At 40.5% G+C, this 18,628-nt stretch carries 16 protein-coding genes; 10 read left to right on the top strand and 6 right to left on the bottom strand.

Annotation, left to right across the window (positions count from 1 at the left end; translation table 11 throughout):
* The first annotated feature begins 4 nt into the window (after positions 1-4).
* The 4 genes from T356_RS0107350 to T356_RS0107335 all read left to right on the top strand — a co-directional run bounded on the left by T356_RS0107350 (position 5) and on the right by T356_RS0107335 (position 4,129).
* Positions 5-1,027, top strand: a complete 1,023-nt coding sequence (locus T356_RS0107350; protein WP_155838990.1) for an acyltransferase family protein — start codon at positions 5-7, stop codon at positions 1,025-1,027.
* 84 nt (positions 1,028-1,111) lie between these two features.
* A complete protein-coding gene (locus T356_RS0107345; RefSeq protein WP_026513944.1) occupies positions 1,112-1,651 on the top strand; it encodes a hypothetical protein in 540 nt (179 codons plus the stop codon).
* A gap of 209 nt (positions 1,652-1,860) precedes the next feature.
* Entirely contained in the window at positions 1,861-2,925 is a 1,065-nt protein-coding gene (locus T356_RS0107340) for an NAD(P)-dependent alcohol dehydrogenase (RefSeq protein WP_026513943.1), read from the top strand.
* Between the two features lie 112 nt (positions 2,926-3,037).
* Positions 3,038-4,129 (top strand): GTP-binding protein, encoded by a 1,092-nt coding sequence (locus T356_RS0107335; protein ID WP_026513942.1) that lies wholly within the window; start codon positions 3,038-3,040, stop codon positions 4,127-4,129.
* A gap of 699 nt (positions 4,130-4,828) precedes the next feature.
* Here the strand turns inward: T356_RS0107335 and T356_RS20275 are convergent.
* Together T356_RS20275 and T356_RS0107325 are read right to left on the bottom strand one after the other, a co-directional pair.
* A complete protein-coding gene (locus T356_RS20275) occupies positions 4,829-7,219 on the bottom strand; it encodes a sensor histidine kinase (protein ID WP_051563245.1) in 2,391 nt (796 codons plus the stop codon).
* The gene (locus T356_RS0107325) at positions 7,216-7,950 is read right to left on the bottom strand and encodes a response regulator transcription factor (protein ID WP_026513941.1); all 735 of its coding nucleotides are present in this window, start codon (positions 7,948-7,950) and stop codon (positions 7,216-7,218) included. Before T356_RS0107325 ends, T356_RS20275 begins: the two co-directional genes overlap by 4 nt.
* A gap of 150 nt (positions 7,951-8,100) precedes the next feature.
* Between T356_RS0107325 and T356_RS0107320 the strand changes: the two genes are divergently transcribed.
* The 6 genes from T356_RS0107320 (at position 8,101) to T356_RS20270 (ending at position 13,051) form a co-directional block, all read left to right on the top strand.
* On the top strand, positions 8,101-9,009 hold the full coding sequence (locus T356_RS0107320; protein WP_026513940.1) for a hypothetical protein: 909 nt from the start codon (positions 8,101-8,103) through the stop codon (positions 9,007-9,009).
* Positions 9,010-9,410: 401 nt separating this feature from the next.
* Positions 9,411-9,734 carry a hypothetical protein gene (locus T356_RS0107310; RefSeq protein WP_026513938.1) on the top strand — a complete coding sequence of 108 codons (324 nt, stop codon included), beginning with the start codon at positions 9,411-9,413 and terminating at the stop codon, positions 9,732-9,734.
* A gap of 87 nt (positions 9,735-9,821) precedes the next feature.
* On the top strand, positions 9,822-10,862 hold the full coding sequence (locus tag T356_RS0107305; protein WP_026513937.1) for a metal ABC transporter substrate-binding protein: 1,041 nt from the start codon (positions 9,822-9,824) through the stop codon (positions 10,860-10,862).
* A gap of 16 nt (positions 10,863-10,878) precedes the next feature.
* The gene (locus tag T356_RS0107300; RefSeq protein WP_035780664.1) at positions 10,879-11,589 is read left to right on the top strand and encodes a metal ABC transporter ATP-binding protein; all 711 of its coding nucleotides are present in this window, start codon (positions 10,879-10,881) and stop codon (positions 11,587-11,589) included.
* On the top strand, positions 11,586-12,428 hold the full coding sequence (locus T356_RS0107295; RefSeq protein WP_026513935.1) for a metal ABC transporter permease: 843 nt from the start codon (positions 11,586-11,588) through the stop codon (positions 12,426-12,428). Before T356_RS0107300 ends, T356_RS0107295 begins: the two co-directional genes overlap by 4 nt.
* The gene (locus T356_RS20270) at positions 12,428-13,051 is read left to right on the top strand and encodes a hypothetical protein (protein ID WP_051563242.1); all 624 of its coding nucleotides are present in this window, start codon (positions 12,428-12,430) and stop codon (positions 13,049-13,051) included. The genes T356_RS0107295 and T356_RS20270 overlap by 1 nt, the downstream gene beginning before the upstream one ends.
* Before the next feature lie 26 nt (positions 13,052-13,077).
* Here the strand turns inward: T356_RS20270 and T356_RS0107285 are convergent, their stop codons facing one another.
* The 4 genes from T356_RS0107285 to T356_RS0107270 all read right to left on the bottom strand — a co-directional run bounded on the left by T356_RS0107285 (position 13,078) and on the right by T356_RS0107270 (position 18,628).
* Positions 13,078-14,769, bottom strand: coding sequence for a GGDEF domain-containing protein (locus T356_RS0107285; RefSeq protein WP_026513934.1), 1,692 nt, complete (start codon positions 14,767-14,769; stop codon positions 13,078-13,080).
* Positions 14,762-16,528 carry a GGDEF domain-containing protein gene (locus T356_RS20265; RefSeq protein ID WP_026513933.1) on the bottom strand — a complete coding sequence of 589 codons (1,767 nt, stop codon included), beginning with the start codon at positions 16,526-16,528 and terminating at the stop codon, positions 14,762-14,764. The genes T356_RS0107285 and T356_RS20265 overlap by 8 nt, the downstream gene beginning before the upstream one ends.
* A gap of 101 nt (positions 16,529-16,629) precedes the next feature.
* Positions 16,630-17,535: a TPM domain-containing protein gene (locus T356_RS18700; protein ID WP_051563240.1), complete on the bottom strand. Its 906-nt coding sequence runs from the start codon at positions 17,533-17,535 to the stop codon at positions 16,630-16,632.
* 37 nt (positions 17,536-17,572) lie between these two features.
* Positions 17,573-18,628, bottom strand: coding sequence for a hypothetical protein (locus T356_RS0107270; RefSeq protein ID WP_026513932.1), 1,056 nt, complete (start codon positions 18,626-18,628; stop codon positions 17,573-17,575).

Here is an 18,628-nt window from a genome sequence, read left to right as displayed (position 1 = left end):
GGATTTGAAAGAGAAGTTAGAAAAAAACAGATTAAAAGAAATGGATATATTTAAGGCTATAGCGATCGTTGCGGTCGTATATGGCCATGTACTTGCAAATACAGCGGGATTATACACAGGCTTTATCAGTTTTGTTCACATGCCGGTATTTTACTTTGTAAGCGGCTTTTTCCTCTATAAAGAGCTTAAGAAGTATTCGGAAAAAGAACTGATAAAAAAGAAAAGCAGACGTTTGCTGGTTCCGTATTTTGTATGGTCGCTGGTCGCTTTTATGGCAAGCAATGCGCTGATCGTATTGCAAAAGGGATTCGATATCGGAGTAGTCCTGGATGAGGCTGTACAGGTTTTTATTTATTCGAGAAGTGTTTGGTTTTTTATTCAGCTTTTTTTTGCGCATAGTCTTTTTATACTGATACATAGGATTACCGATAAAAAGGAACTCAGGGCAGTGATAAATGTGGGCGTATGGGCGGTCTTGATTGTCTTTTGTGACACAGAGCTGTTTTGCATGTGGAAAATTAAGTGGCTTTACGGATTTTTGCTTCTTGGCTATATTTGCAGTGAATATGAAATCCTTACCAGGCTTAAGAGCTGTAAAAAGTTTGTGCCGGTAGTTATGTTTATTATCTGCGCGGCGTGCTGGATAGCAGTTACATTGCTCACTTCGGGGGCTTATGCGACGGATCTGATCTACGGTTTTGATGACATGGCTTTTTCCGCAGAGACATTTGCGGTTGAGCTGTCGGTCTGGTTATGTGGTCTGACCGGCATGGTGACGATATATTTGGTGAGCCTGTTTATTGCAGAATTCAGCAAACTTGATATACTGTATCGGTTGGGAAGTTATACTTTGGATTTATATGTAGCGCATATGATGATCATATCTTTTATAAAAATGATACCTGTACCTCAGAATCACGCGTTTGAAGTATCTTTTGTCATCGCGGTTTTTGTTATCATTGTGCCTATATATTTATTGGTGAAATATATTCTTAGGAAAATAAAATTATACAGAATGGTCACGTAACTGCCGATATATTTGGGGAGTTAATGATTTTGAAGTAAGAAATACGGTTGGGGAGCCGTTTGTTTTAAAGGAAAGGGTGATATTATGTTTAGGACAGAAAATAAGAAGTATGGTGTCAGTCTGCTTCTTGTATTTATGATGATTATGTTTGCGCTTACGGGTTGCGGAAGTGGAAGCGGTGAGGCGCTTGATATAAGTAAGGTGACTTATGTTAAAAGTCCCGGAAATCAGCAGAATATTGAGATGTATGTTATCTCATCGGATTGCACAGTGAAGCACTATGATATAAAGCAGACTTCCGACAAAAAGATTGTTATAAAAGATCTTTTTGAGGGTAAGTTACCTTCATCGGAAGAATATACTGTGGACAACAGCAAGGTTTCTCCGGAGGGCTGGCAGCAGCTTGAAAACAAGCTTAATGAAACGGAGTTTATTTATCTGTCCGGTGATGTTTCGTATACAGATCAGCTGATGGATGAAGGAAGCTTTTTTGTGGAGATACAGACAGGGATGATAAAGCATCTCGCAGGCGGATACAACGCAGGCCGCGGAAAAGATAGGGACAATAAGAAGTTCAGGAGCGTTACAGATATTTTGGATAATATCCTGGCAGATGCTGGTTGATTGGTGAATTTCTCACAATAATATAATGGATATCAAAGGAGGTTTTGGGTAACAATACCTCCTTTTTTGTTATGTACATTTATGAGATTGTGAAAATATACAATAAAACAAAATATTATGTTTGACTGAATGTGCATGTTTCATATATCATAAATCTATATGCAAGACATAATATACAAGGAGGAGAGCAACTTATGGAGCAAAAAACAATGAAGGGGTTTGCGATGCTTAAGATCGGTGAGGTTGGCTGGATCACCAAAGAGGTACCAAAGTGCGGACCGCTTGATGCAATCTGTAAACCACTTGCTATTGCAATTTGCACATCAGACGTACATACGGTTTGGGAAGGTGCTGTTGGTGATCGTCACAACATGATACTTGGCCATGAAGGTTGTGCGGAAGTTGTGGAAGTTGGCGAACTTGTTAAAGACTTTAAGCCGGGGGACAGGGTTCTGGTACCTGCGATCACACCCGATTGGAGTTCACTTGAAGCTCAGGCCGGCTATTCAATGCATTCCGGCGGAATGCTTGCAGGCTGGAAATTCTCTAATTTCAAAGATGGTTTGGATTCTGAATTTTTCCATGTTAATGATGCAGACGGTAATCTCGCGCATATGCCCGAGAATATCAATATTGTAGATGCATGTATGCTTTCCGACATGGTTCCTACAGGATTCCATGGTGTAGAGCTTGCAGATGTCCAGTTTGGTGATACTGTCCTTGTAATCGGTATCGGCCCCGTAGGACTTATGAGCGTAGCCGGAGCATCTCTGCGCGGTGCATCCAGGATTATTGCGGTAGGTACTCGTCCTAAATGTGTTGAAGCAGCAAAGAAATACGGCGCTACCGATTTCATAAATTATAAAAACGGGTCTATTGAAGATCAGGTTATGGAATTAACTTCAGGAAAGGGTGTGGACAGAGTAGTCATCGCCGGCGGTAATGTTGATACTTTCGAATCAGCAGTTAAATCTGTTAAACCCGGCGGACTTATCGGAAACGTCAACTACCTTGGAAGCGGCGATTATATCAGCATTCCCAGAACTGACTGGGGTGTTGGAATGGGACACAAGCAGATTCGCGGAGGACTTATGCCCGGTGGAAGACTTCGTATGGAGAAACTGGGAGCTCTGGTATCTTCCGGAAGACTCGATGTAAGCCCGCTTTCAACACATATATTTGAGGGATGGGATCACATTCCCGAAGCATTGCAGCTTATGAAAGATAAGCCTGCAGATCTTATCAAACCGGTTGTTAAGCTTGTAAATGAATGATGTTTAGCTTTTATTAAGACAATAGGGCAGTCGCAGATTTTGATATAAAATTTGCGACTGCTATTAAAATACTTGAAGAAGGAGATAACGTCGGCACACCGGCGATAATCATATGAGAGTTCTGATAGTGACAGGCTTTTTGGGAGCAGGTAAGACAACATTTATAAAAGAACTACTAAAACATACAAAGCGCTACACTGCTGTTATGGAGAATGAATTTGGCGATACAAACCTTGACAGCCGTGAAATATCAGGCGCGGCAGATAATAAGGACATGCAGGTCCTTGAGTTCATGGAAGGCTGCGTTTGCTGCAGTAAGAAGGATTCTTTTTTGTATTCAATACTTACTGTATCAACGGGTATAGCACCCGAGTATCTGATTGTAGAGCCTTCGGGTGTTGCAAAATTAAGCAATATCCTTGCCGGGCTTGAGAAAGTACGCTACGAAAAAATAATTCCCGTTAGTCCTATTGTGATTGTGTCCGCGAAGTCTTTTTCTGCAAATATGCATGAATATTGCGAGCTCATGGAAGATCAGATACTAAACGCAGGGCACGTTATCTTTTCCAAGACAGAGGGGATGGATGCTGATGAGCTTGAAGAGGTAAAGAGGCAGATACATGAGATAAATCCTGAAGCTAAGATAACGGAATCTTACCGGGATGGTAAGAGTAAAGAGTGGTGGACAGAGGTCATGTCCGATGAGGAAGTGCATCCAGCTGTTGGAAGAACCGGCTATGGTGCAGCAGGTGGCAACGGTTATGGAGCGGGACTGGAAGATGGAAATGGTTATAGCTCGGGAGGGGGCAATGGCTATGAATTTACCGGTGACAAAGACTATGCCAATGGAGATAGCGACAAGCAGCCTGCTTTTGAGCAAATGACATTTGATCTCATGGAGTTTAATTCTGTCGGCGCACTTACCGTTTTCTGCGATGATCTCCTTAGGAAACAGTACGGCGATATCGCCCGCGCCAAAGGCGTTGTCAAAGTTGGCTCTGATGCGCTCCGCTTCGACATTGCCGACAATTCTTACGTGATCACCGGCGGAGAAGAGCCCTTCCAATCTGTGTTTATCGGGCAAGATATAGATCGCGAGAAATTACTGGTGGGTGTTTGCAAGTATGAGCGCCCTAAAAAGATATCGAGGCGATATGTAGGAAAGGGTGCAGATGGTGGTTGTACAAAGATACGACCGAGGTGATGAAGCGTAGGAAAGAGCATTGATGGAGTGTTGGAGTAAGGTCTATACGCGTTTAAAATCAAAATTCCTTTTATGAAGTCTATACGAGTCTACAAAACATAGCATTTCAATATTGAAGTAGCTTTACGGGCATTAGAATCCGAAAATGATGTGTACACGTAGAAATAAGTGAATGTGGGAATGGCTTTACGGGCATAGAATCTCAGAAATCGATTTGTACACGTAGAAATAAGTGCATATTGGAATGGCTTTACGGGCATAGAATCTCAGAAATCAATTTGTGCACGTAGAAGTAAGTGAATATGGGAATGATTTTACGGGCATAGAATTCCGAAAATTGATTTATACCCGTAGAACTAAGCGAATGAGAGATGGATTTTACGGGTATAAAGTTTGTAATTGAATTTGAGTAACGTAGGGAGAGGACAAAAGAGCTTCGGAAATGATGAATTCCGAAGCTCTTTTAATCATAGGAAATTGCTTTCCTATGATATAAAAACGCTCCGCTATGGATGCGGCCGATGCGCAGATGAATTATGCAAGCTAAAGCTTGCGCGCATCGGCGCGCAAAGAGTTGCAAAGCAACTCTTTGTTATCAGCGCACGTTTCTATAAATAATCTATATAATTGTCAACGAGCCAATATATGGCTATAGTTCCCATAAGTATAAAAAACAGAAATAAATTATAGAGCATGGCATTAATCCTCGCTTTCTGTAATGGCGTCAAATTCAAGAATCACCTTAAAGAAATCTCCGTCTATAAATATATTCATTGTTCCGCCCATAGCCTGAGTGAGACTGTTTGCTATAGACAGGCCGAGTCCGTTTCCGTCTGTATATCGTGACTTATCACCTCTGACAAATCTTTCCATAAGTTCTTCGGGGGAGATGTTTAATTGTTCGCGTGATATATTTCTGAAAGTAAATTTGAGCCTATCGCCATCTTTTTCAAGGTCTACGTAGGCTCTGGTATCTGCCTGGGCATATTTGACGATATTACTCATAATATTATCGAATACTCGCCACAAATACCTATTATCTGCCATGAGGTACATTTCACTGTCACAGCTGTTGACAACGACCTCAATTTTCTTTTCCTTTAGTCGTTCCGAAAATTCTCCTATAGACTGATCCAGAAGCACTTTGGCATTTACTTTCTCCATATTTAGTTCAATATTTCCGCTGGAGATTTTGGATGCTTCAATAATATCTTCAACAAGCTTCTTAAGGCGAAGTGACTGCCTGTTCAGGACTTCAAGATATTCTTTTGCATTCTCATTTTCAAGGTTCTCTTTATTGAGAAGATCAACATAATTTATTATCGATGTGATGGGCGTCTTGATATCATGAGATACATTCGTGATAAGCTCTGTCTTCATGCGTTCACTCTTTGTGCGCTCCGCCAGAGCAATCTCGATTCCCGCCTGAATATCGTTGAGCGCTGTTCCTGTTTCTTCCATAAACTGCGGCATTCCTGTTACGTCAACACGCGCTGTTGTATCACCTGCCGCAAGATTTTCTACAGATTCTTTTATCTTTGAATAACTATGCATTCCCCAAGATAAGAATAGTGCGAGTATGACCATATCCACTATGAAAACAGGAAATACAAGAGTACTGTCTATACTATTTGCAAATAATGCCGGTATCAGCATTATCAGGTATAAGATCCATAGCCTTCTTTTCCATTTTATTTTCAACAGCGTCTTTGCACATAAAGTATTTTTGTGGAGTCTGCGCAGTTTGAAATTAACAGCCAACATTGAACACAAACACAGGCCTGTTATCATTGCAAGTATAAAGATTACACCTATGCCCAATGCTGCTAAATATGATGGTAATTTATATTTCAAGGAAAGTGTCATTGCAAAAAATACACATTCCAAAATTATTGTCACAACAAATGCCAGGTCTATCGGAATCTTATCAAGCGGACTTTCTACGATTTCTTCACTCTGTTTAGTATGGCCGGCAGCTTTTAAGAATAGAACAAAACTAATCCATATCATTACAATAGAAATAATGCCGATTATCGGAATAATATATTTAATCGTATTTACTATTCCGACAAATTTCCTAGCTTTGGCATAATAATCATTTACATGACCTTTGGTTTCAAGTTTTGTTTCATTTGGAAAACAAATGAATGTATAATGCTTGTTTCCGGGATTTTCAATTTCTGCCCGGATTGTTGGCATATCCCCTAAAGAAGTAAACCTGGTTCCAATAGATTGAAAGGGATATATTTCTTTTAATCTATTGTGAATCGGAGATAAATCTGCAACATAATTTCCATTCAATAATCCTCTTTCATTATTGGAAATCAAACATAATTGAAAACCTTCTATTGCAGTTGAGATTGGATCATATCCATTGCCTGCTATATATAGCTTTTCATTTTCTTCAGAATTGTCTTCAATACTTTGTTTATTTGTGTACCAAATCGCATTAAAAATACTATCAACGTTTATGAGTTCGTCGTCGGAATAATAATCATCTTTTACATACCAAAATGCATCCAGCGCATAGAACTGGTCATTGGAATATACATATGCCTTTTTTCCAATGTCATCGTATCCTATTCCTTGTACTTCAATTGATTCTTCGCGTCTACCTTCATCTGTACGGATGTAGTTTAATTTATCTGCTCCGAATATTCCTAAAAATTTATCACTACTCGAAAAGATAGAGTCATTATTGACAACATATGATTCAATAAAATAATCATTGTAGAGGGGAACATTAATACCATCAAAATTTCGATATAAATATATGCTGTTATCGTTCAGATCGGTATCATTCGTTATATCTCCTTCAATAACTCCATAATAGCAGTTCATTTTGTCCAAGAGTTCGGAAGTGAATCCGGAATCATATTTAGAAAGAACCTGTACAGCATATGCATTTCCAGCATCATAGTATGCGTCTAATTCAAATTTGGGCACGTCGCCGTATACACCGTCGCGAGCTGTATAAACAGTATTTTTTAATATATAGGTTGCAGCTGAGCATACGAAAAAACATGCTGTAAAGAAAATACATGCTATTGCCAATAAAATTTTAGCTTTCTTACTGTAAAAACGTTTCATGGTTTCCTTTCCCGAAGGGGCGTCCCTTCCATCTTGTATCCTCGTCCCCAGACAGCTATCAAATATCTGGGATTTGTACTGTCATATTCCAATTTTTCTCTAAGGTGTCTGATATGAACAGCCACCGTACTTTCGGCGCCGATCATGTTTTCTTTCCAGACACTTGTATAAATCTCTTTAGGAGATAAAACTTCACCGGGATGTGTCATCAAAAGCTTTAATATATCGTATTCCAGGGGAGTGAGCGAAACAGGATTTCCGTCCAGAGTTACTTCTTTTGCCTTATCATTTAATTCAATACCGCCGATGGTGATCATATCGGTATTTGCAGGTTTCCCTAAAGTCCCTTTAGCTCCAAGCATCGTATAACGACGAATCTGTGATTTAACCCTTGCCATAAGTTCTACCTGATTAAACGGCTTGGTAACATAATCATCAGCTCCGACCGTCAGCCCCACAACCTTATCTGCATCCTCGCTTTTCGCGGTAAGCATGATTATCGGCACATTCGATATCTTCCTGATCTCCGCCATTGCAGCAATCCCGTCCATCTCCGGCATCATTACATCCATAAGAATAAGATGTATGTCATCCCCAATCGGACTCTGCATTATCTCAACCGCTTCCCTTCCGTTTGAAGCAGCCATAACGCTCATCCCTTCGCATTCAAGATAAATGCGAAGCGCAGACACAATGTCCTGTTCATCGTCACAAATAAGAATCTTGTTCATTTTCTCTCCCGTATATATTCAATGATTAATCATAGATATATTGTATTGAAAAAAATTTTAAGTTCCAATAGGGTAAATCTTTAAGAATTGTTTAAGATGGGGTGTTACGGTATGCTATAAGTGGGAATCGTTTTATAGAGGAGACAGAAAATGGATAATCAGCATATGAGTTTAGAACAAGTTTTGGCAGCACTAAATAGCTGTGGAATAGATCCTGAAAAATACGGATATAATAGCCGCGGGGGCATTTATGACGGTTATTTTATTGAGGATAATAAATATTTCCGGTCATATCCGGATGATTTTGACAGACCAAAAAAAATAATCATAAGAGAAATAGAATCTGAAGAGCAGTTCATTATAAAATTTCTTGTAAATATCAAACTGCACAACGAAAAACTGCATGATTGTGTTTCAACTTTATTATGTTTGTACAAAGGAGCAGATAAGAATACCTTAGAAATAAATCATACAACCCTGTTCGAATTACATGATCCGTTGTGGAGTATATGTAAGCGGGCGGGTTATGAAAGCATGTGGAATTTTTGCATAATAACAGAGCCAAACCAGTTATTTAATCAAGTATATAGTTACGGAATAGGCTTTATTGATGGAAAATATATTGTTGAATGCCAAGATGCGCCGGCTTCGGGTGACAGACCTCACGCGTGGTACGAAGATTACAGCTACGACAATTACAATGATGCCTTTGCAAAAATTAAACAGTACGCTCAACGAGATATCAATGAGCGTCGTAAAAAACTCTCTAGTTGTATTAAGTCTTATATTATGGACAAAGAAGAACATAGTAAGGCCAAGGAACTGTGCGAAATCTTAAATAAGAACTCCGCTAAAAATCCAATATTCGAAATGCTATCAGGCAATACATGCAGCATATTATACGTTCGCGATTGTGGATATTACTCATATCTGCCGGAGAATGATAATTATTCCATAGAATTTCATGGCAATGGCGAAATTATGGACGTTGCAATAAAGAGCTGTGAAGAAATTCAAATTGGCAGAAAGAAACCCCTTTATTTTAAACCGAAGTTCTAAGTGAGAGTAAACTGTTGTAACCATGCCATTTTATCAGAGTGGCTATTTCAGCAGTCTGTTTATTTGCCATTTAAAGTTAGAGAGATAATCGGCTATAGGGCTGGGAGTGTCAGTATTTGAATAAGTTGTAACATTCAAGAGCTTAAAAATATGTAATCGTCCATTCTGTTTTCGCTCCACCTGTTTGAGCGCATTTATGCGCGAGTTTGGAGCGAAGAATGGACGATTACATATTTTTATGCCTTGAATGTCAACGAATTCAACCACTGACACTCCCAGCCCTATAGCCGATTATCCCCTCCCTTAAAGGCACAACCCTACGCTTGAAACACCCCCTGGCCAAGCTTGACATTTCAGCGGCCAATGAACTAAACTTGAGGAAGTTTTAGGAGAAGTTAAGAATGGAGTTTAATGGCGCGGAGAAGAAATATAATAATGAGCGCAGAGTGGTAGCGGTTTTGTTGGCTGTAGTACTCAGCTTTACCATGCTCTTTTCCTCGTACTATATACTTAAAGAGCAGCACCATCAGTGCCACGGCGCAGAATGTCCTATCTGCCGTAACATCGAAAGATGCGAACAGTTCTTAAACCAGATCTCTACAGGTATTATTCATCTTGCTATAAGTGTAATTGCCGTAATGATAGTTGCTGTCATTACGACCAAGACAAATGAGAACATTTCTCATCCCACACTTGTCAGCTTCAAGGTACGTCTCGATAATTGAAGCACCCTCTTTTTGTGTAGCAGAATTCTGCTACATGATCATATTTTTTCCATATTAAATAAAAATGAATAAGAAAAGAGGAATATTATGAAGAAATATATTTCAGTTATAGTTGCAGCCGTAATGGCGAGCAGCATTATTTGTGCATGCGGAAATCAGAGCGCTCAGAGCGCATCTGCAGCAGGAACTCCGGAAGGAAGCGCATCAGAGGCAGTATCTGAGGCAGCAGGCGACAGTGATATCAGTATCGTGACAACTATTTTCCCTGAATATGATTGGGTAAAGAATATCGCAGGAGAGAATCCTGCAAATGCAGAGATAACAATGCTTCTTGACAGCGGTGTTGATCTTCACAGCTATCAGCCTACAGCAGAAGATATCGCTAAGATCGCAAACTGCGACATGTTCATCTATGTTGGCGGAGAGTCTGATGAGTGGGTAGATGATGCACTCAAGGAAGCAACCAATAAAGATATGGTAGTTATCAATCTTCTTGACACACTTGGCGATGACATCAAGGAAGAAGAGGTTGTCGAAGGTATGGAGGCCGAAGAAGAGGAAGGCGAAGAAAGCGAAGAGGGTGAAGAAGTAGAGTACGACGAGCACGTATGGCTTTCACTCAAAAATGCAGCCAAGCTTTGCAGCGCCATCAAAGACGGAATGATCGCTATCGATGAAGCTGACAAAGATGTTTATGAGAAGAATGCAACAGATTACATTTCAAAGCTTGAGGCTCTTGATGCGGAATATGATAATGCAGTTAAGTCAGGCAGCAAAAAGACAGTTCTTTTCGCAGACCGTTTCCCGTTCCGTTACCTTGTTGATGATTACGGACTTGATTATTATGCAGCATTTGTAGGTTGCTCAGCAGAGACTGAGGCAAGTTTTGAAACAATAACATTCCTTTCAAAGAAGGTAGATGAGCTCGGACTTAGCTCTATCCTTACTATCGAAGGACAGGATAAGAAGATCGCCGATACTGTAAAACAGAATACATCAAAGAAGGATCAGGAAATCCTTACAATGGATTCTTTACAGTCAACTACATCTAAGGATGTTGAAGGTGGTGTGACTTATCTTTCGGTAATGGAAGGAAATCTTGAAGTACTTAAAGAAGCGCTTAAATAAGGCAGGGGGTGTTATCATGTCGTTCATTTCCGCGCAGAATCTGTCGCTTGGATACGATAGGACTGTGGTTGTTGAGAATTTGAATTTTGTAGTTGAAAAAGGAAATTATCTGTGCATTGTGGGAGAAAACGGTTCGGGAAAGACAACTCTTATGAGGACAATGCTCGGATTACAGTCACCTATTGATGGACAGATTCTGTTCGGTGATGGGCTAAAAAAGAATGAGATAGGCTATTTACCTCAGCAGACGGTTGTTCAAAGGGATTTCCCGGCATCCGTATATGAGATCGTGCTTTCAGGATGCCAGTCTCACATGGGGCTCAGACCTTTTTATACAGAAAAAGAAAAAGCCCTTGCTCGCAAGAACATGGAGAGAATGGATATTGCAGATCTAAAAAATAGGTGCTACAGAGAGCTATCGGGTGGACAGCAGCAAAGAGTTCTTCTGGCAAGAGCTCTTTGTGCAACTACAAAGGTTCTTCTTCTGGATGAGCCTGTTTCAGGTCTTGATCCCAAAGTTACATATGAGATGTATGAACTTATAAAAGAGCTTAATGACAGCGATGTAACAATAATCATGGTATCGCATGATATAACCGCAGCCGTTAAGTATGCAAGCCACATACTTCATGTCGGAAAAACTTTGTATTTTGGGACCAAAGATGAGTATATATCCAGTAATGTGGGAAAGTTCTTTATGAATATGGAAGGAGGTGAGCCGGCATGATAGAAAAGCTTATAGAATACTTCCAATATCCGTTTGTTGTCTACGCATTTATTGTAGGAACGCTTATTGCATTATCATCGTCGCTTCTCGGGGTGACGCTTGTTCTAAAGAGATATTCGTTTATCGGAGACGGACTTTCGCACGTAGCTTTTGGGGCTATGGCGATCGCGAGTGTATTAAAGATCGCAAACCAGACCGCCGTTATTTTGCCTATAACCGTTGTCTGCGCTGTTTTCCTCTTAAGGAGCGGAAATAACGCAAAGATAAAGGGCGATGCCGCGATAGCGATGATTTCTGTAGGAGCGTTGGCATTTGGCTATCTTATCATTAATAAGTTTTCAACTTCTGCCAATCTTTCGGGAGATGTATGCAGCACGTTGTTTGGCTCAATGTCGATACTTACGCTCACAATGTCGGAAGTTATGGTATGCGTGGTATTGTCGGTTATTGTTGTGGCATTGTTTCTTTTTATGTACAACAAGATATTTGCGGTTACTTTTGATGAGGACTTTGCGAAGGCCACCGGTGTAAAAGCGGATACTTATAATTTCATCATTGCGGTAATGATCGCGGTGATAATAGTACTTTCAATGAATCTTGTGGGATCCCTTCTTATATCGGCGCTTGTGATATTCCCTGCGCTTTCTGCCATGAGCATATTAAAGAATTTCAGGAGTGTGACGATATTTTCGGCTGTTTCATCGGTTGTATGTGCAATATCCGGAATGCTTATATCATTGCTTGCCGGGACGCCTGTCGGATCTACCATTGTTGCGGTTGATGTTTTTGTATTTGCGGTGGCATATTTCATCGGAAAAGCTACAGGAGGAAAAGCATAATGAAAAAAATGAGATATATAGCAGTGTTGATGCTGGTTGTGCTTATTACTTCGGGATGTGCGGATGATTCAAGCGGAGCCAGATCAAAGCCCGGAAGCGGAGCAAAAAGTGTTGATGACGTGATCGCTGAGCAGATTGCTGCAAGCGAGGCTTCGTCACTTGCTGATGATTACGATGATTCTGAAGATGATTCTTCGGAAGACATGACTTCATCAGATATAGATCCGTCGGAATCATTCGGGGCGCCTATTGAAGAGGAAGTCGATGTTGAGGGTGATTATATCGATCTTACAAAGCTTTCGACGACTATGATCTACACAACTGTTTACAATATGATGTACTATCCGGAAAATTTTGTCGGAAAGACTATCAAGATGACCGGTAATTATTCCGAGTATGTAGATGAGGCAACAGGGAAAAGATATTATGCGTGCATTATAAAAGATGCAACGGCTTGTTGTTCTCAGGGAGTTGAGTTTGAACTTACAGATAATTACAAGTATCCTGACGATTATCCCAAAGAAGGGGATGACATAACGGTTGAGGGAGTCTTCGATCTGTATAAAGAAGGCGAGTATCAGTACTGCACTCTTAGGAAATCTACAATGGTAGGGAAAAGCTGACAATACATCAGCTTTTCCCTATTAAATTACATTCTTACTTCAATTCCGAGTTTTTCATGCATTATCTTTTTGTTTTCATACATACGTCTGTCAGCCAGGAGATAGACTTCGTGAGAACTTTTTCCCGGGCGCTCGTGGCGGTATGCGTATCCTGTCGCAACACTCCTTACATATGTAGGATAGAGAGCGTTCAAGACGTCAAGGGCGCTGCTCATTTTGGTTATCAGTTCATCAATGTTCAGTGAATCTGCATCTCTTATTATTACAATGAATTCGTCTCCGCCTATTCTGGCGCACATTCCGTGTTCCGCGAAAGTGCTTGTCAGTATCTTTGAGAAATCCAAGATGTATTTGTCACCTTCTGCGTGGCCCAATTTATCGTTTACAGGTTTGAGACCGTTTAAATCGATACTTATTATGCAATAGTCATAGTTGCTTTTTTCAAGTTTTTTTAGCTCTCTGTCAGCGTTTGCTCTGTTGGGAAGATCTGTAAGACCGTCTGCATATGCAAGGTGGATTAGTGATTCATGCTCTTTTCGCTGGGCGTAGGTCTTGGTAATGTAGAGCAGGTAATAGGTAAGCTGCGTCATTGCATAGAAGATTGCACCAAATCCTATGATTGGGAATGTTGCTGTTTCGACCGATATGATATGGTAAGTTGTCAGGGTATATCCTACGAGGTGGATGAATCCTGAAGTTGAAAGAATAAACATGCCGACCATCTGCAGGTTCTCCAAAAAGATGTTTTTTTTCTGCCTGACTGTCCGAACAAAGCAATAGACGATTATGCTGAAAATTATTATTGCGTTGATATCAAACAGCAAAAGTGTGCGCTTGAGGTGAATTGAAAATGTATAGTACAGAAATTGCTGGAATATAGGAATTATTACACTTGCGATGAACAAGCCCATCATTAGCTTTTTTCTTTCGAGTTCGTTCATGAAGTACAGGATTATGTAGCAGAGAGGAACAAAAAGAAACAGTGTAAAATATTCTATTTCGGTTTCGGCATCTGTATCTACAAAAATTGACATCATATTTGAGTAGCACACGAGATATAAGCCTATGTTTATACATAGGAGTGATGCAAAGAGCTGTATTTTTAACTCGGGCACATATGATACAAACAATAGACTTAGCGTGAGCAGGAACATACCAAAAACAAACAGGAACATTCCTATAAGGATGACAAATTGGTTTTTGCTTATAAGAAATGTCAGAAGGTCGGGGTGGTTTCCCAGATAAATTGGGTCAAAATAAGAGAAAGCACCCTTTTCGCATGCCGTTATTTTAAAAGTTATATGTGACCAGCGGTATTTTCGCGGGAGTGTTATAAAGTGATATTTTTTGCCGACGAATTTATTTACTATATATTTGTTCAGTCCGTACTCATATATGAGTTTATCGTCGAGATAGCACTCAAAGGCGGAATAGTTGCTTCTGAAAATAATCGCGGGAATCGGGATGTCACCTATGTAGGGAATTTCTCTTGTCATTATAAGAGTATCGCCGCGTTTTGTTTTTGTTTTAAAAAGAGTATGTATCTCTGAGAGGTTTACGTGTGGATATTCTTCATTTCCGATTGTTACCGTCCAGTCTTTGTTTACCTGTACGGACGGATAGTCGTGAGTCATGTTAAGAAACCAGGAACAGAGCAGTAGTATTGCAACGGCAGTAGAGGTGCTGAGCGCTATGATCGTAAAAAGTCGTTTATTCATTAGCTTTGCTCACCTCCTTGCTCTTATTTTCATTTAGAAGATCTTCGTACAGTCTTCGCATTGATTCATTATGATGCTTCTTTTTCATGGAATACATACGTTTATCGGCCAGAAGATATACCTGCTGGGCAGTTGGATGGTATAAAGAAGAATCTATACTTTCTGCGTATCCCCAAGAAGCGGAGTAGTGGATCTTTTTACCTTTTGTATTTCTGTATTCCATGAGCTCGGAGAGTATTGAGAGGTCGGTATCTCTTCTTTCGGCATCAATATAAGGGAGCACGACTATGAATTCGTCGCCGCCCATTCTTCCAACGAGGGAAGCATCTATAAAACTGCTTTTCAGCATGGTCGCAAAGCCGCTGATCAGGGTATCACCGGAAGAGTGGCCGTAGTTATCGTTTGTATATTTGAGGAAATCAAGGTCAATGCTTATTATTGTGAATCTGCCTCTGGTGTTTGCAAGAGTGAGCTCACATTTTGCTCTGTTTGAAAGTCTGGTAAGGGCATCTGTATAGGCAAGACCTTCAAGCTGATTCTGTACGGTGGCTTCACTTATATATTCGATGCAGTGATAGAAATAGTTTACAAGTAGGCACAACATGAAGAAAAAAGAGCCTATGGTAATAAAGCTGATTGAAGCATTAACATCGCCCATCTTGAGGTATTTGAGTATATTGAATTTGATTATGTCTATCATTGAGCATCCAAGTAAAAGAATAAGGCCTACAATGAGCAGGTTGGTAGAATAGACTCTTGAGTCAAGTTCATTTCTTTTTTTGTTTCTTATTATTACTGAGGATACTACGGAAATTATTATGTATATGCCTTCCAGTATTGCAAGTATATGGAGCGCCATGGTGAAGCGGCAAATGTGGACAATATTGAGTATGTGCATGGTTGAAGTTACTAAAAGGAAAACAAGGTCGATTATCATAAAGGTTGTGCTGAATAAGCTCTTTTTGATCTGGTGAGATGACATGACAAATCCCAGTGTCAATGCAGGCACGGAGAAAAGGGTAAAGTATTCCAGGAAATTGCTCAGACTTGAATGGTCTGTAAAGAACCAGAGTATGTCGTTGTAGCACAAGATATAGATTCCCATGGCAAGAGATATCATGCCGCTTACGATGATACTGTAATCGTGGAAGTCTGAGAATATAAGAATCGGTGAAAGTATTGCCAAAGTAAAGCCGAACAGGCATAGGAAAGAGCCTATTATGAGAGAGAGCCTGTTCTTTTGAAGCAGATAGGTCGATATGTCATGAAATGTTCCGAAATATATGTGAGAAAGACTTGAGAAGGCATCATCTTCACAAGCGACCATAACAATTTTTACGTGTTTACCCTGATAACCTTCCGGAAGAGATATGAAGTTCTGGTTTTTGGGAACCATTCTTTTTTTGTCGGCAAGCAGATGCCCATAGGTGTATACAAGTTGATTTTCGACAAAAACATCAACCGTAGCAAGGATAGAACGGAAGTGCAGTGATGCGGGATAAAGGTCTGAGTCGGGAAGGGTGTTTTCCAAAATGACACGTTCCTTGTAGTTGATCGTGCCAAGGTGGGCATTGTCAAGAGAGTCAACGATAAATGTATTATTTTCATGAGAAACAGTCCAACCGGAATCCAGTTGAACCATATTATTTATGGATGAGGTGTTTAGTTTTTGTGATCCAAGAAATAAGATTGCGGCAGTCATTATGGAGATAGCGACTATACCCAAAATTGCTGCACGCATTCTGGCAATTGTACTCAAAAACAGCCTCCTTTGACCTAATAATAGTATAGCTCAAAAAAGGCTGTTTTGAACAGAAAACAGATAATAAAGAAATGATAAAAAATAAATTGGCAATCGTGTCAGAAGTGTCCGTGGCTTCCGCCGTGAGAATGCCCCGAGCTTGAGCGGTGAACAGAACTTCCGCCGCTGTGGTGACTGCCACCGCTGCGACTACTGCCGCCGTAGTGGCTTCCGGAGCTGCTCTCTCTTCTTGTTTTCGATACATAAGTCCTTACGAGTGTATCATTATTAACGCTCATATGTATTCCGTCGGTTCTATATCCCGCAGCATTTTTGTTCTTGCGGACTGTTTTTAAATTGGCTGCCATGGCAGCTATAGGTATAGTTGCGGTGACAAGTCCGATTATAATGCTGAGCAAAAAGTGGAAAGAAGAATTTCGGTCGGAATGATCGACAAAAATATCACCTATATCAAACGGAGTGCCTGCGTGGTACAGGTTAAGGTAATTATCGGAGGTATCTATATAGACATCAAAAGCCTTGTAATAATTACCGTTTTTAAGATACGGGAGCATTGTGTCTGTCATCTTTTCCTGACCGTAGTCGGTAAATGCGTTTATTCCCTCACCGGACGTGCTGATTGCCCACTCTCTTGTATTCATGGAAAGGACAAAAAGAACTCCGCTGTCGTTGTAATCTGCGCCAAAACCGTTGTAGTCAAAATAATCGTCGGCAAAAGCTTCAATACTTCCGGAGTGAGAGTTTACGGTTAGTATAGTTACGTTACAGCGCTGTTTCTCACTGAGAGTGTTGAGTCTTTCAAGAATCTTTGCTTCTTCGGAAGATGACAATAAGTCTGCTTCGTCAAGGAGCCTTTCTTTTTGCCTTGTTGACGGAACGGTGTAATCATCCCAAAGATTGTTTGTGTAGGCATAAGCTGTAAGACTCGTGCTGAAGCAAAGAACAAGAGCTGCCAGAAGCACCGGTATTTTTATATGTTTTTTGATTTCAATTATTTTTTTCATATTTTTCTGAATATATAACTCTTCTAAAGTGAGGTGCTCAGAGGACGAAGTATAAAACAATATAAGCAAGTAAGCTGAATCCCAGAGCAAAAGGTATGTAGTATTTTAAGGCCTGCTTGAGGCTGAACGGCAGATTTCCGACAAATTTTCCGGACTGTCCGTTCATGGCAAACAGGTAGTTCTTGCCTCTCCAGGTGGTATTTAGTATGTATACCGGGTAGAGGGCATATTTGTTGGTTGCTTTTACCGTATGAAGGTCGACATGTAGCGGCGAAATGCTGTCATATCCTGAGATAGTCTGCTGGAAATCCGCAGAGGTTGTCAGTTCCATACGGGATAAAGCTCTGGAAATTGATTCTTCCGAGCTTACATTGTATTTATTCGCCAAAAATCCTGCAAGATAGCCCATGTTGAAAGGAACCATCGCATTTCTGTCGAAAGGTTCCAAAGAATCCATGAGATCATCAGGCATTTCTTTGGAGGCATCTACCGGAACATATTTAAAGCTCTCGGTTCCTTCGCGGGTAAGATTGTAGTATTTGGTCTCTCTGTAATGGTATGTTGAATCTGACCAGGTTCTGTGCCTTGTGGCTTCATATTCACCGTTGAAATGCTCTGTTGCATCATAGAGCCAGAAAGGAACGTAGATTCCTTTGATCTCGTCTATGTGGTTCTGTTCGGCAAAAACAGGAGGGATGAGTTTTCTTGCTTTTACATAGCTTTTATATGTTTCGATCGCATCCTCTTTTGTTTTGCTGAATGGGATTACATAGTCAGGTTTGAATTCGCCGGTAAATTTCTCTTTTACAACAACGTTATTGCTGCAGAAGGGGCACTTTGTGGATCCGAGTGAGTCTGTTGTGATGATCTCACCGCCACATGAACCGCACGTGTAAATAAATAGCGGTTCGCTTCCTTCGCTGTATGCGGATGTGTTTTCCGCAGCGGTTCCGGCGCTGTTTGAATTGTGGTTGGCTACGTAATCTTTTACATCAAATTCTGAATCACAGTAGAGACATTTCAGCTTCTGTGTTGTGGGATTAAATTCCATTGCCCCGCCACAGGCGGGGCATTCATATTCTTGTAAAGACAT

The organism is Butyrivibrio sp. LB2008 (assembly GCF_000621565.1).
GTDB lineage: Bacteria > Bacillota > Clostridia > Lachnospirales > Lachnospiraceae > Butyrivibrio.
The sequence above is the reverse complement of the archived record's forward strand: the minus strand, read 5'-3'. Positions and strand labels throughout refer to the sequence as shown.